Origin of the sequence: Streptomyces noursei (genome assembly GCF_016917755.1) — a bacterium.
GTDB classification, from domain to species: domain Bacteria; phylum Actinomycetota; class Actinomycetes; order Streptomycetales; family Streptomycetaceae; genus Streptomyces; species Streptomyces yunnanensis.
On sequence record NZ_CP070326.1, the window covers coordinates 4,642,723 to 4,656,346 of the forward strand.

General features: G+C 73.0%; 14 protein-coding genes and 1 tRNA gene. 2 read left to right on the forward strand and 13 right to left on the reverse strand.

Features of this window, described 5'->3' with window-relative positions; translation table 11 throughout:
• Window positions 1–95: 95 nt before the first annotated feature.
• Window positions 96–177, reverse strand: a tRNA-Tyr gene (locus JNO44_RS20440).
• 188 nt (window positions 178–365) lie between these two features.
• On the opposite strand from JNO44_RS20440, the gene JNO44_RS20445 reads away from it, so the two are divergent.
• On the forward strand, window positions 366–854 hold the full coding sequence (locus tag JNO44_RS20445) for a YajQ family cyclic di-GMP-binding protein (RefSeq protein WP_039635280.1): 489 nt from the start codon (window positions 366–368) through the stop codon (window positions 852–854).
• A 129-nt stretch (window positions 855–983) separates the two neighbouring features.
• On the forward strand, window positions 984–1,736 hold the full coding sequence (locus JNO44_RS20450; protein WP_205365578.1) for a hypothetical protein: 753 nt from the start codon (window positions 984–986) through the stop codon (window positions 1,734–1,736).
• A gap of 3 nt (window positions 1,737–1,739) precedes the next feature.
• Here JNO44_RS20450 and JNO44_RS20455 read toward each other — a convergent pair whose 3' ends face one another.
• The 12 genes from JNO44_RS20455 to JNO44_RS20510 all read right to left on the reverse strand — a co-directional run bounded on the left by JNO44_RS20455 (window position 1,740) and on the right by JNO44_RS20510 (window position 13,427).
• Window positions 1,740–2,132, reverse strand: coding sequence for a YccF domain-containing protein (locus tag JNO44_RS20455; protein ID WP_205365579.1), 393 nt, complete (start codon window positions 2,130–2,132; stop codon window positions 1,740–1,742).
• 119 nt (window positions 2,133–2,251) lie between these two features.
• Complete coding sequence (gene htpX / locus JNO44_RS20460; RefSeq protein WP_039635276.1) at window positions 2,252–3,121, reverse strand: zinc metalloprotease HtpX; 870 nt, start codon at window positions 3,119–3,121, stop codon at window positions 2,252–2,254.
• Window positions 3,122–3,321: 200 nt separating this feature from the next.
• Window positions 3,322–4,896, reverse strand: a complete 1,575-nt coding sequence (locus JNO44_RS20465) for an NADH-quinone oxidoreductase subunit N (protein WP_205365580.1) — start codon at window positions 4,894–4,896, stop codon at window positions 3,322–3,324.
• Window positions 4,896–6,539, reverse strand: coding sequence for a complex I subunit 4 family protein (locus JNO44_RS20470; RefSeq protein WP_205370115.1), 1,644 nt, complete (start codon window positions 6,537–6,539; stop codon window positions 4,896–4,898). The genes JNO44_RS20465 and JNO44_RS20470 overlap by 1 nt, the downstream gene beginning before the upstream one ends.
• Window positions 6,540–6,652: 113 nt before the next feature.
• Window positions 6,653–8,704, reverse strand: a complete 2,052-nt coding sequence (locus JNO44_RS20475; protein WP_205365581.1) for an NADH-quinone oxidoreductase subunit 5 family protein — start codon at window positions 8,702–8,704, stop codon at window positions 6,653–6,655.
• Window positions 8,701–9,087 carry an NADH-quinone oxidoreductase subunit NuoK gene (gene nuoK / locus JNO44_RS20480; protein WP_067349927.1) on the reverse strand — a complete coding sequence of 129 codons (387 nt, stop codon included), beginning with the start codon at window positions 9,085–9,087 and terminating at the stop codon, window positions 8,701–8,703. Before nuoK ends, JNO44_RS20475 begins: the two co-directional genes overlap by 4 nt.
• On the reverse strand, window positions 9,087–9,677 hold the full coding sequence (locus tag JNO44_RS20485; protein WP_205365582.1) for an NADH-quinone oxidoreductase subunit J family protein: 591 nt from the start codon (window positions 9,675–9,677) through the stop codon (window positions 9,087–9,089). Before JNO44_RS20485 ends, nuoK begins: the two co-directional genes overlap by 1 nt.
• Window positions 9,674–10,210, reverse strand: coding sequence for a 4Fe-4S binding protein (locus tag JNO44_RS20490; protein ID WP_240167597.1), 537 nt, complete (start codon window positions 10,208–10,210; stop codon window positions 9,674–9,676). Before JNO44_RS20490 ends, JNO44_RS20485 begins: the two co-directional genes overlap by 4 nt.
• 55 nt (window positions 10,211–10,265) lie before the next feature.
• Entirely contained in the window at window positions 10,266–11,231 is a 966-nt protein-coding gene (locus tag JNO44_RS20495) for a complex I subunit 1/NuoH family protein (protein WP_205365583.1), read from the reverse strand.
• Window positions 11,228–12,373, reverse strand: a complete 1,146-nt coding sequence (locus JNO44_RS20500; RefSeq protein WP_205365584.1) for an NADH-quinone oxidoreductase subunit C — start codon at window positions 12,371–12,373, stop codon at window positions 11,228–11,230. The genes JNO44_RS20495 and JNO44_RS20500 overlap by 4 nt, the downstream gene beginning before the upstream one ends.
• Window positions 12,370–13,035, reverse strand: a complete 666-nt coding sequence (locus tag JNO44_RS20505) for an NADH-quinone oxidoreductase subunit B (RefSeq protein WP_205365585.1) — start codon at window positions 13,033–13,035, stop codon at window positions 12,370–12,372. The genes JNO44_RS20500 and JNO44_RS20505 overlap by 4 nt, the downstream gene beginning before the upstream one ends.
• Window positions 13,026–13,427, reverse strand: coding sequence for an NADH-quinone oxidoreductase subunit A (locus JNO44_RS20510; RefSeq protein ID WP_073442664.1), 402 nt, complete (start codon window positions 13,425–13,427; stop codon window positions 13,026–13,028). The genes JNO44_RS20505 and JNO44_RS20510 overlap by 10 nt, the downstream gene beginning before the upstream one ends.
• Window positions 13,428–13,624: the final 197 nt, after the last annotated feature.

Here is a 13,624-nt window from a genome sequence, read left to right on the forward strand (position 1 = left end):
CGGGCCGCGCCGCCACCCGAAAGACGGGACCGGGGGGAGGCAACGCAAAGAACCCCTGAACCGTATTCCTACGATTCAGGGGTTCTTCATGGCTGTGGCGGCGCCAGGATTCGAACCTGGGAAGGCGAAGCCGGCAGATTTACAGTCTGCTCCCTTTGGCCGCTCGGGCACACCGCCGGGGGTGTCGTCCGGGATCCCGCTGTGGGGCGGTGTTCCCTGGCAACGACGTAAACCATACCCGATGACAGGGGGTGCTTTGCCACTCGATTCGGGAGCGCTGGATCTTGGCCGGGTGGCTAGGCTTGGCAGGCGGTCCGGGAAGGGCCGCATCTCTGATGGATCTACCTACGAGGAGCCAATCCACCATGGCCGACTCCAGTTTCGACATCGTCTCGAAGGTCGAGCGGCAGGAGGTCGACAACGCCCTCAACCAAGCCGCCAAGGAGATCTCGCAGCGCTACGACTTCAAGGGCGTGGACGCGTCGATCCAGTGGTCGGGCGAGAAGATCGAGATGCGGGCCAGCGCCGAGGAGCGGGTGAAGGCCGTCCTGGACATCTTTCAGTCCAAGCTGATCAAGCGCGGCATCTCGCTCAAGGCGCTGGACGCCGGCGAGCCGCAGGCGTCGGGCAAGGAGTACAGGATCTCCGCCTCGATGGAGGAGGGCATCTCCCAGGAGAACGCGAAGAAGGTCGCCAAGATCATCCGCGACGAGGGGCCGAAGGGCGTCAAGGCGCAGGTGCAGGGCGACGAACTGCGCGTCACCTCCAAGAGCCGGGACGACCTGCAGGCCGTCCAGCAGCTGCTGCGCGGCAAGGACCTGGACTTCGCGATCCAGTTCGTCAACTACCGCTGAGCATCCCCGCCGAGGGCGGGTGACGGGCGGGAGCCGTTGGGGCGGCGCGACACGGGAGCGCGCCGCCCCAACGGCGTTGCGGGACACGGGGGTTGACCTCAAGCCTGGTTGAGGTCGCAGGGTGGTCGCATGACTGCCGACACGCCTTTCCCCACGCCTCCTTCCGCGCCCGCGTCGTCGCCGGCCGGGTTCCGGGGCGATGTGTTTCCCGAGGTCCGACGGCCGGACGCCGGGGCGGTGCTGATCGGCGAGTGGGACACGGGCGGCCCGGAGCGGCAGCGGGCGGTGATGGACGGGGTGGCCCGCCTCTGGGCGGAGGCGCCGCTGCCGGACGGGCTGCTGTCCCGGGTGCTGTTCGCCGGGACGGACGGGCGGAGCGTGCTCAACTACGGCCAGTGGACCAGCCATGCGGCGCGCCGGGAGTTCCTGCGGACCGGGGCCGCGGGGCTGACGGACCGGCTGGCCGCGCTGCTGGACGGCGTCGGGGGCGTCGGCACCGGCGGGCCGGGGACGTTCCGGCTCTACGCGAGCCTGCCGCCGGGCGGGGAGCCACCGGCGCCCGGGTGCGTGGTGCGGACGGCGTTCCGGACGGCCGGGGAGGACACGGCGCGACGGCTGGTCGACGGGCTGCTGGAGCGGGCCGACGGGCGGCGGGCCGGGGACGGCGCGATCGCCTCGTACTTCCACCTCTCCGAGGACGGCACCCGGGTCGTCGACTACAGCGAATGGGCCGACCCGCAGTCCCACCAGCGGGTGGTGGACACCCGGCTGCGGGACGGCGGGCCGATGATGCGCTTCCTCGGCGGGCTGGACGGCGTGCAGCCGCTGGGCTTCCGGCGGTTCACGGCCCCGAGGGGGCTGGTGCGCGCCCTGCCGGCCTGAGGGTCAGCGGGTGGCGAACGGCTGGTCGGTGGGGACGATCTCGCGGCCCAGCGGCAGCAGGGAGAGCGGGATCATCTTGAAGTTGGCGATGCCGAGCGGGATCCCGATGATCGTCACGCACTGGACGACGCCGGTGACGATGTGGCCGAGGGCCAGCCACCACCCGGCGAAGATGATCCAGATCAGGTTGCCGATCGCCGAACCGGCGCCGGCGTCGCGACGCTCCACCGCCGTCCGGCCGAACGGCCACAGGGCGTAGCCCGCGATGCGGAACGACGCAATCCCGAATGGAATCGTGACAATGAGGACGCAGCAGATGATTCCGGCGATGACGTAGCCGACCGCCATCCAGAAGCCGCTGAGGACCAGCCAGAGGATGTTGAGGATGAACTTCATGATCGGCAGCCTTCCAGGGGCAGGTCGGGGAGTGGTTCCGCCGTCCTAGACGCCGCCGGCCGCGGGAAACGTTGCGTGTTTCGCGCACCTGTCCCCCAAGGGGCGGTCGGCGATCGGCCTCAGGGGCGGTGGTGGCCGGCCATCTGCTCCAGCCGGGCGATGCGCTCGCGCATCGGCGGGTGGGTGGAGAAGAGGCGGGAGAGGCCCTCACCGCGGCGGAACGGATTGGCGATCATCATGTGGCCGGCGGTCTCCAATCGGGGCTCGGGGGGCAGCGGGAGCTGCTGGGTGCCGATCTCCAGCTTGCGGAGCGCGGAGGCCAGGGCGAGCGGGTCGCCGGTGAGCTGGGCGCCGGAGGCGTCGGCCTGGTACTCGCGGGAGCGGCTGACGGCGAGCTGGATCAGCGAGGCCGCCACCGGGCCGAGGATCATGATCAGCAGCGTGCCCAGGAGGCCCGGGCCCTCGTCGTCATCGTCGGAGCGGCCCACGGGGATCAGCCAGGCGAAGTTGACCAGGAACATCACGACCGAGGCCAGCGCGCCGGCGACGGAGGAGATCAGGATGTCGCGGTTGTAGACGTGGCTGAGCTCGTGGCCGATCACGCCGCGCAGCTCGCGCTCGTCGAGGATCCGCAGGATGCCGTCGGTGCAGCAGACCGCGGCGTTGCGCGGATTGCGGCCGGTGGCGAAGGCGTTGGGGGCCTGGGTCGGGGAGATGTACAGCCGCGGCATGGGCTGGCGGGCGGCGGTCGAGAGCTCGCGGACCATGCGGTAGAGCTGGGGCGCCTCGAACTCGCTGACCGGGCGGGCCCGCATCGCGCGCAGGGCGAGCTTGTCGCTGTTCCAGTACGCGTAGGCGTTGGTGCCCACGGCGACCAGGACCGCGACGATCAGGCCCGTACGGCCGAAAAGACTGCCGATGACGATGATGAGTGCGGACAGTCCCCCGAGGAGTACGGCGGTCCTGAGCCCGTTGTGCCGGCGGTGCACGGTACGCCCTCCAAGTGGTGCGGCAGGGGAACCCTTTGCTTCGTTTCTCCACTCTCCAGTGGACCCTTACTCACTGGTCAACGCGAGAGGGGCGGGGGTGGTTCCCCGGCCCGTGCCTGGTCGGAGGGCGGGCGGGGCGCGGCCGGAGGGGTGGCCGGTGGGCGGACGGGGCTGCCGTCCGCCGTACGGCGGGACAGGCCCTAGAGGAGGGCGCCGGCGGCGAACCGGAGGACGAGCTGGGGGGCGCCGGAGAGGGCGACGCCCAGCACGGTGGCGAGGGCCAGGGCGGTGGTGAGGGCAGCCGGGATCGGGGCGCGGGGCGCTCCGGCGGGCTCGCCGGCCGGGGTCTCGGCGGGCCGGAAGAGGACCGCCGTCCACTGGAGGTAGTAGTAGAGCGCGATCACGACGTTCACGGCCATGACGACGGCGAGCCAGCCGAGCCCGGCGTCGACCGCCGCGGAGAAGACCGTCACCTTGGCGAACAGGCCGATGATGCCCGGCGGCAGGCCCGCGAGGCACAGCAGGAAGAAGCCGAGGGCGAGCGCCACCAGGGGGCGGCGGTGGTAGAGGCCCCGGTAGTCGGCGAGGCGGTTGGCGGGACTGGTGCGGGCCACCAGGGCGGCGACAGCGAAGGCGCCGAGGTTCACCGCGGCGTACATCAGGGCGTAGGCGACGGTTGCGCCGATGGCGTGCGCGGGGGCGTGGGTGTAGCCGGCCGCGGCGATCGGGACCAGCAGGTAGCCGGCCTGGCCGACCGAGGACCAGGCGAGCAGGCGGACCGCGCTGTGGGCGCGGTCCGGGTCCTGGCGGAGGGCGGCGGCGTTGCCGACGGTCATGGTGAGCGCGGCCAGCACGGCCAGCGCCGGGCCCCAGACGTCCGCGTAGGCGGGGAAGCCCTGGACGGTGACCAGGATCAGGCCGGAGAAGCCGACGGCCTTGCCGACCACGGAGAGGTACGCGGCGATCGGCAGCGGCGCGCCGACGTAGGTGTCGGGCACCCAGAAGTGGAACGGGGCGGCGGCGGTCTTGAAGGCGAAGCCGACGAGGGTGAGCGCGACGCCGGCGCTGGCCAGGGTGGCCAGGCGGGGGTCGGGGAGGGCGGCCAGGGCGTGCGCCACCCGGGAGAGGTGGAGGCTCCCGGTGGCTGCGTAGACGAAGCTGACACCGAGGAGCATCACGGCGGTGGCGGCCACCGAGGAGAGGAAGAACTTCAGTGCCGCCTCGGAGGAGAGCCGGTCGCCACGGCGCAGACCGACCAGGGCGAAGGCGGGCAGCGACGCGACCTCCAGGGCGATGACCAGGGTGGCCAGGTCCCGGGAGGCGGGCAGCAGGGCGGCGCCGGCCGCGGAGGAGAGCAGCAGGAACCAGTACTCCCCGGCGGGCAGGTCGTGGTCCTTGAGGGTGTCGATGGACAGCAGCGCCGTCAGGAGCGCGCCACCGAGCACCAGGAACTGGACGATCAGGGTGAAGTGGTCGGCCACGTAGCTGCACGCGTCGGGCATGGTCGCTGCGAGCGCGGAGCGCTCTCCGCCCGGGGTGGTGGCGGGCGACGGGTGGGCGAGGCAGAAGGTGCGGCGGCGGCCGTCCAGGAGGGGCAGCAGCAGGAGCGCGGAGGCGGCCAGGCCGGCGGTGGCGAGCCAGCCCAACAGGGGCTTCCGGGCGGTCGGCAGGAAGAGGTCGGCGACCAGCACCACCAGGGCGACGGCGGCGGTGAGGGTGGGCGGGGCGATGGCGAGCCAGTCGACGGACTGGACCAGCGAGGTGACCTGACTCATCACTTACCGCCTCCGAGGAGCTGCTGGACGGCCGGGTTGGTGAGGCCGAGGAGGGCCGCGGGCCACAGTCCGGCGAGGACGGTGAGGACGGCCAGGGGGCTCCAGGCCGCGTATTCGTAGCGCGCGAGGTCGGGGAGGGCGGGGGCGGCGGCCGGCCCGCCGGTGTCCTGCGGGGAGGTCGGGGCCTTCAGGGTGCCGCCCATGCAGACCCGGCGGACGACCAGCAGCAGGTACGCGGCGGTCAGCAGCGTGCCGAGGCCGGCCAGCGCCATGAACGTCAGGAACGCGGGGCGGCTGAGGCCGGCGGCCGGGCGGAAGGCGCCGAACATCGCCAGCATCTCGCCCCAGAAGCCGGCCAGTCCGGGCAGGCCCAGGGAGGCGACGGCGGCGAAGGCGAGCAGGCCGCCGAAGCGGGGCGCGCGGCCGTAGAGGGCGGCGCCGGTGGCGACGGGAAGGGGCGCGGCAGAGCCGCTCGTTGAGGGGCGGTGGCCGGGCGACGGGCGGGACAGGGTGTCCAGGTCGGTGCTGCCCAGGCGGTCCTTGAGGCCGCCGACGAGGAAGAAGAGCAGGCCGGTGATCAGGCCGTGGGCGATGTTGGCGAACAGCGCGCCGTTGACGCCGGTGGGGGTCATGCTGGCGATGCCGAGCAGGACGAAGCCCATGTGGCCGACGGAGCTGTAGGCGATCAGGCGCTTGAGGTCTCCCTTGGCGCCGGTGCGGACGAGGGCGAGGCAGGCCAGCGAGCCGTAGACGATGCCGACGGCGGCCAGCGCGGCGAGGTAGGGCGCGAAGGTGTGCATGCCGTCGGGCGTGATCGGCAGCGCGATCCGGACGAAGCCGTAGGTGCCCATCTTCAGCAGGACGCCGGCCAGCAGCACCGAGCCGACGGTGGGGGCGGCGGTGTGCGCGTCCGGCAGCCAGCTGTGCAGCGGCCACATCGGGGACTTGACGGCCAGTCCGATGCCGACGGCGAGCACCGCGACGAGCTGCACGGTATGGCTGAGCTGGGCTTTCGGGCCGTTGTCAGTGGCCAGTGCGACCATGTCGAAGGTGCCGGATTTCACGCCGATGAGGAGGAGGCCCAGCAGCATGACGACGGAGCCGAGCAGCGTGTAGAGGATGAACTTCCAGGCCGCCGCCTGCCTTCCGGCGCCGCCCCAGCGGGCGATGAGGAAGTACATCGGGATGAGGACCATCTCGAAGGCGAGGAAGAAGAGCATCAGGTCCAGGACGGCGAAGGTCGCGAGGGTGCCGGATTCCAGGACGAGGATCAGCGCGACGAATGCCTTGGGGGACGGGCCCGTTGGCATGTTGAAGTAGCTGTAGAGGGCGCAGAGGAAGGTCAGCAGCGCGGTCAGGACGACGAGGGGGAGCGAGATGCCGTCGACGCCGAGGTGGACACGGATGCCCAGCGCCGGGATCCAGCTGAGGTCGGTGGTGGCCTGCATACGCGCCGGGTGACCGCGGTCGAAGCCGACGGCCAGCGCGAGGGTCGCGGCGAACACCACGCCGGTGACGGTCACGCCGTGGCGCAGCACGGCCTGGTCGGGGTTCTTCCCCTTCAGGCCGGGCGGGGCCGGCAGCAGCGCCGCGAGCGCGCCGATCAGGGGGAGCACGACGGAGCCCGCGAGGAGGATCTGCAGGGCGGTGTGGTTCACGGGTCAGGCCCTCCTGCGGGGTTCGGCTCCGGCGAGGCAGGCCGCGAGGACTGTCGGCTGGGGGTGCGGGGGTCGGCCCCCGGGGGATGGCGGCACGGTCAGGCTCCCGTGCCCGTGGCGACGAGGACGGCGGCGACGCCCAGGACGAGCGCGCCGGCCAACAGCGCCCCGAGGTAGGTCTGCACGTTGCCGGTCTGGGCACGGCGGACGGCGGCGCCCAGCCAGCGGGGGGCGGTGCCCGCGCCGCTGACGTAGGTGTCGACGACGGCGCGGTCCAGGAAGCGGACCAGCTCCGCGGCGGCGCGGACGGGCCGGACGAACAGCGCGGAGTAGACCGCGTCGAGGTGGAAGCCGGCGGCCGCATGGCGGTGCAGCGGGCCCAGCAGGAGCCGACCGGGGTCGGCCGGGTCCGGGGCGCCGGCGGCGTCGCCGTAGGCCGGGGGGTGGGTGACGATGGCCAGTTCCTCGGCGAGCGCGGGGGTGGCGTCCTCCGCCACGGCCACCGCGCCGAGCGGGGTGCGGGTGGCGAGGGCAGGCGAAGGGGGCGCCGCGGAGCGGCTCGGTGAGGGGCGGTGGCCGGGCGACGGGTGGGCGTGGCGCCAGGCGGCGTAGGTGATCAGGCCGCCGACGAGGGCGACACCGGTGCCCAGCACGGAGGTGGTGAGGGTCGGGGTGAGCGAGCGCCCGTCGAACCAGGCGGGCAGGAAGGTGGCGGTCAGGCCGAAGCCGACGGTGGGGAGGAAGAGCACCCACAGCACGGCGGTCATCGCGCGCGGCTGCGGGCCGTGATCGGGGGCCTCGGGGCCGGTCCCGCAGAACGTCAGCAGCCACAGCCGGGTGGCGTAGGCGGCGGTGAGGAGGGCGGTGAGCAGTCCGGAGAGCAGGACGGTCCAGCCGGCGGCGCCGGGGATGCCGGCCGCGTGGCCGGTAGCGGCGTGCTCGGCGGCACCCAGGACGGCTTCCTTGGAGAAGAAGCCGGCGAACGGCGGGATGGCGGCGAGCGCGAGCAGCGCGACGGTGACCGTCCAGAAGGCGTCCGGGATGCGCCGGGCCAGGCCGCCCATCCGGGACATGGCGGCCAGCGAGTTGGTGCCAGCGGCGTGGATGATCACGCCCGCGCCGAGGAAGAGGAGGGCCTTGAACGCACCGTGCGACAGGAGGTGGAAGACGGCCGCGCCGCGGTCGCCGACGGCCAGCGCGCCGGTCATGTAGCCGAGCTGGCCGACGGTCGAATAGGCCAGCACGCGCTTGATGTCGTCCTGGGCGAGCGCGGCCAGGGCGGAGCCGACCATGGTCACCGCGGCCATCACGGCGAGCACGACCAGCGCAGCGGCGGAGGCGGCGAAGACCGGCAGCAGGCGGGCGACGACGTAGACGCCGGCGGCGACCATCGTCGCGGCGTGGATGAGCGCGGAGACCGGCGTCGGGCCGGCCATCGCGTCCGGGAGCCAGGTGTGCAGCGGGAACTGCGCCGACTTGCCGGCGACGCCGGCCAGCAGCAGCAGCGCGATCAGCGTCGGGTGGTGCAGGCCGTCGCGGGCGACGTGGCCCAGGATGCCGGTGATCCGGAAGGTCCCGGCGTCGGCGGCCAGCGCGAAGATGCCGAAGAGGAAGGGCACGTCGCCGAGCTTGGTGACGAGGAACGCCTTCAGGGAGGCGGCGCGGGCGGCCTCGGTCTCCCAGTAGTGGCCGACGAGGAAGTACGAGCAGATGCCCATGACTTCCCAGCCGACCAGCAGCACCATCAGGTCGCCGGTGTAGACGACCAGCAGCATCGCGGAGGTGAAGAGCGAGACCAGGGCGGCGTAGGAGGGGTAGCGCGGATCGTCGCGCAGGTACGCCGTGGAGTAGATCTGCACGCAGGTCGCCACCACGCCGACGAGGACGCCGATCAGCGCGGCGAAGCCGTCGATGTGCAGCGCCAGGTCGATGGGGAGCGAGCCGGTCGGGGTGAGCCGGGTGGCGACGTCGGTGGCCGGGCCGCCGCCCTGGCCGACGGCGACGGCGACGGTCAGCACCGCCGCGGCCAGCGTCGGCAGGACGGCCAGCGGCCGGACGAAGCCGGGCGAGCGGCGCCCCAGGAGGAGGCCGACGACGGCCCCGAGGAAGGGCAGGAGGGGGGCGAGTACGGCGGTGGTCGTGAGAGTCACGCGGTGGCCTCCGCCCCGGTGTCCGGCTGCGGCTGCCGTGGTGCGTCCGCGCTGCCCGCGCCGTCCGGCCCGGACGGCCGCTCGGCGAGGTCGCGGAGCCGGTCGATGTCGGAGCTGCCGCGGTTGCGGTAGACGAGCAGCACGATCGCCAGCCCGATGCCGATCTCGGCGGCGGCGACGGCGATGGTGAAGAGGGTGAGCGCCTGGCCGGCGTGCAGGGTGTCGCGCAGCCAGACGTCGAAGGCGACGAGGTTGAGGTTGACGGCGTTGAGCATCAGCTCGACGGACATCAGCACCAGGATCGCGTTGCGGCGTGCGAGCACGCCGTACAGGCCGGTGCAGAAGAGGAGGACGGCGAGGACCGCCGGGTACGCGAGATGCATCAGAGCCGCCCCTCCCGCGCGGCGGGCGCCAAGGTCTCGGCGGCGCCCTTCGCGCCGCCGCCCCGGCGGGACAGCGCGACCGCCCCGACCAGCGCGGCGAGCAGCAGGACGGAGAGCGCCTCGAAGGGCAGCACCCAGAAGCGGAACAGGCTGCGCCCGGCGGCCTCTGCGGAGCCCTGAGCGGCCCCGTCGAGGTCGATCCAGGTGGCGCGGAAGGCGTCGACGACGACCCAGACCAGGGCCGCGGCCGCGGCTCCGGCCACCGTCAGCGCGACCCAGCGGTTGCCGGAATCGGCGTCCGGGGACGGGCCGATGGGCGCCTTGGTGAGCATCAGCCCGAACAGCAGCAGCACGACCACCGACCCGACGTAGATCAGCACCTGCACCCAGGCGATGAACTCGGCGGTGAGCAGGAGGTATTCCACGGCGATCCCGCCGAGGGCGACCACCAGCCACAGCGCGGCGTGCACCAACTGCCGGGAGCCGACGGTCATCAGGGCGGCGCCGAGGGTGGCGATGCCGACGAGGACGAAGGCGATCTCGACGCCGGTGGGCGAGAGGAAGCCGTGGCTTGCGGCGGCGAGCGTCACGTTCCCTCCTGGGTGTCGGTCGGGTCAGCGGTGCTGACCGGGGGCGGTTGCGGGGCGGCGGCGGCCTGCTGGGCGGCGAGCTTGTCCGCGGCCTTGCGGGCGGCGGCGATCTCCTTGGGCTCCTCGGCCGCCGGGTCCAGCGCGGGCGGCTCGGGCACCGTCCACATCCACTCGCGCAGCTTGTCGCGCTCGTGGGTGAGCTCGCGGATGTCGGTCTCGGCGTACTCGAACTCCGGCGACCAGAACAGCGCGTCGAAGGGGCAGACCTCGATGCAGATGCCGCAGTACATGCACAGCGCGAAGTCGATCGCGAAGCGGTCCAGGACGTTGCGGCTGCGCTCCCGGCCCCCGGGGGCGGCCGGCGGCACCGTCTCCTTGTGGGAGTCGATGTAGATGCACCAGTCGGGGCACTCGCGGGCGCACAGCATGCAGACCGTGCAGTTCTCCTCGAACAGCCCGATGACGCCGCGGGTGCGCGGCGGGAGGTCGGGCTGGACGTCCGGGTACTGCGCGGTGACGGACTTCCGCGTCATCGTGCGGAGCGTGACGGCCAGACCCTTGGCGAGGCCGGAACCGGGGATACCCACTTTAGGAGATCACCACCTTGACGACGCCGGTGAGGGCGATCTGGACGAGCGCCAGCGGGATCAGGACCGTCCAGGCGAGCTTTTGCAGCTGGTCCTCGCGCAGCCGCGGGTAGGTGACCCGCAGCCAGATGACGACGAAGCAGAGCGCCACGGTCTTGACCAGCGTCCACAGCCAGCCCAGGCCGTCGGCGCCGAACGGACCGTGCCAGCCGCCCAGGAAGAGGACCGCGGTCAGCGCACTGAGCACGACGATGCCGGCGTACTCGGCGAGCAGGAAGAGCGCGAAGCGCAGTCCGGTGTACTCGGTGTACGCGCCGAAGATGATCTCCGAGTCGGCGACCGGCATGTCGAACGGCGGTCGCTGGAGCTCGGCGAGCCCGGCGGTGAAGAACACCACGCCGCCGATGATCTGCCACGGCACCCACCACCAGTGGAAGGCGTCGAGGATGCCGGGCAGCGCCAGGGTGCCGGCGGCCATCGCGACGGACGCGGCGGCCAGCAGCATCGGCAGTTCGTAGGCGAGCAGCTGCGCGGCCGTCCGCAGACCGCCGAGCAGCGAGAACTTGTTGGCCGAGGCCCAGCCCGCCATCAGGGAGCCGAGCACGCCGACGCCCATCACGGCGAGCACGTAGAAGACGCCGGCATCGAGCGCCTGCCCGACGGCGTTTCCCGGCCCGATCGGGATGGCGATCATGACCAGGAGGTAGGGCAGCAGGGCGACCGCGGGCGCGAGCTGGAAGATCCGCCGGTCGGCGCCGGTCGGGACGACGTCCTCCTTCTGCGCGAACTTCACGCCGTCGGCGACCAGCTGTGCCCAGCCGTGGAAGCCACCGGCGTACATGGGGCCGAGGCGGCCCTGCATGTGGGCCATGACCTTGTGCTCGGTCTGGCCGATGACCAGCGGGAAGACCAGGAAGACGACGAAGACGGCGAGCAGGCGCAGCACCAGCGCGAGGGTGTCGCTCACGGGGTGTCGCCTCCTTCCTCTTCGGGCCGTTGGGCGGGCGGTGCGTCGGCCGGTCCGGGCTCGGGGGCCGGCGCGGGCTTCCCGGCGGCCTCCGCTTCCTCGAAGGCCGGGCGGGCGTGGTGCCAGGGCGCGTCGGCGGAGCGCGGTGGCGCGGCGGGGCGCCGGGCGGCCGGGGTGCCCTCGGCTGCGGCGTCCTTGGGCGCGGCGTCCGGGGGCGCGGTGGGCTCGGGCGCGGCGGCCGCCTGCTGGCTGGCCGAGCCCTGGCTCACCGACCGGTTGCGACGGGGCGGCCGGTCCGGGCGCGCGGCGCGGGCCGGGCGTTCGGCCGGGGCGCCGGCCGCCGCCTCGGTGGTTGGCGCCTCGGTGGTTGGCGCCTCGGTCGCCGCCGCCTGCTGGCTCGCCGAGCCCGCGCTCGCGGAACGGGTGCGCCGGGCCGGGCGCTCGCCTGCGGCCCCCGCCGCCCGGGCACCGCGGGCCGGCCGCGCCGGGGCGGGCGGCAACTGGCCCTTGAGCGGGCCCCACTCGTTGGGGTCGGGCACCCCCGGCGGCAGCATCTGCCGCCGCTTGGGCCCGCCGTGCGCTGCGCCCGCCGCAGGCTCCCCCGGCTCCTTGGCCCCCGGCCACGCCTTCGCGACCCGGGCCGCCAGGACGAAGTCCTTGCGCAGCGGATGGCCCTCGAACGTGTCCGGCAGGAGCAGCGGCACCAGGTGCGGGTGGCCGGTGAAGTCCACGCCGAACATCTCGTGGGTCTCGCGCTCGTGCCAGCCGGCGCCCGCGAACACGCCCACGGCGGTGGGCAGCACGGGCGTGTCGTGCGGCACGGTGGTGCGGACGATCAGCCGGCGGACGGCGCCCGGGCGGGCGACATCGGCGAGATGGGCGCAGATCCGGAAGCCGGTGCCGGGCTCGTCGACGGCGCTCAGCCAGTCGAAGTAGGTGCAGCCGAGCTCGTCGCGGGCGACGGTCAGCGCGCCGATCCAGGCGTCCGCCGGGACGTCGACGGTCAGCAGGTCGTAGGCCAGCTCCGCGGTGGCACCGGCGCCGAAGAGGGCGCCGGCAGGGCGCGGCAGCCAGCCGACCGTCTGCTGCTCCTCGGCGGGCGGCTCGGCCGGGTCGGCCGGCTGCTGGGGCTGCTCGGTCATTGGAGTCCCTCCCCCGCGGTACCGGCGGTACCGGACGCGTCCGGCGCCGGGGCGGCCGGCGGGGTCACCAGGCCGCTGCGGAGGGCCGCGGCGGACGGCCGGGCGGCACGCTGGTAGCGCTCGCCGAGCGACTCGCGGGCGATCTTCTCCTGGAGCTTGAGGATGCCCTGGAGCAGCGCCTCCGGACGGGGCGGGCAACCGGGCACGTAGACGTCCACCGGGATGATCTGGTCGACGCCCTTGGTGACCGCGTACGAATCCCAGTAGGGGCCGCCGCAGTTGGAGCAGGCGCCGAAGGAGATGACGTACTTCGGCTCGGGCATCTGCTCGTAGAGCCGCTTGACCGCGGGCGCCATCTTGTCGGTGACGGTGCCGGAGACGACCATCAGGTCCGCCTGGCGCGGTCCGGGCGCGAACGGGATCACGCCGAGACGGATGAAGTCGTGCCGGGCCATGGACGCGGCGATGAACTCGATGGCGCAGCAGGCCAGGCCGAAGTTGAAGACCCACAGGCTGTAGCGGCGGCCCCAGTTGAGGACCACCTTCATGGGTTCGGGGGCCAGCCGGGCCAGGGCGCCGAGGCGCCGCGGCTCCGGCAGGAACTCGGGGGCGACGCTCCCGGGCGCGGTCTCGGAGCCGGCGGAAGCGGGGGTCACGTCCATTCCAGGACGCCCTTCTTGTACGCGTAGAGCAGGCCGACGGCGAGGAAGCCGAGGAAGACGAACATCTCCACCAGCGTCACACCGCCGTATCCGGGCGCGGCGAAGACCGTCGCCCAGGGGAACAGGAAGATCGAGTCGACGGCGAAGACGACGTAGAGGAAGGCGTAGACGTAGTAGCGGACCTGGGTGTGCGCCCAGCCCTCACCGACCGGATCCACGCCGCACTCGTACGTCAGCAGTTTCTCGGGCGTGGGCACCACGGGACGCAGCAGCCGCCCGGCCCCGAAGGCCACGGCGACGAACAGCACCCCGACCACGGCGATGATCCCGACGGCCGAATAGCCCAGGAAATAGTCCGCGGCGACGGTGGTGCGTACGGTCGTGTCCGGCACGTCCGCCCCTCGCTCCCTGACTGCGCTTCTTGAAACGACTTTTACACGATCTGTACGGACGGGAGTCTAGGCCCTGCCCCGGCCGCGTAGGGCAGCCGTGTCATCGCTGACGGTGGGGGTGGCCCCGCTTCGCCCTTCCTGGGTGGCCGGCAGCGTAGACGGCGGGCCAGGTTGTCTCACCAGGTGTCTCACGAATC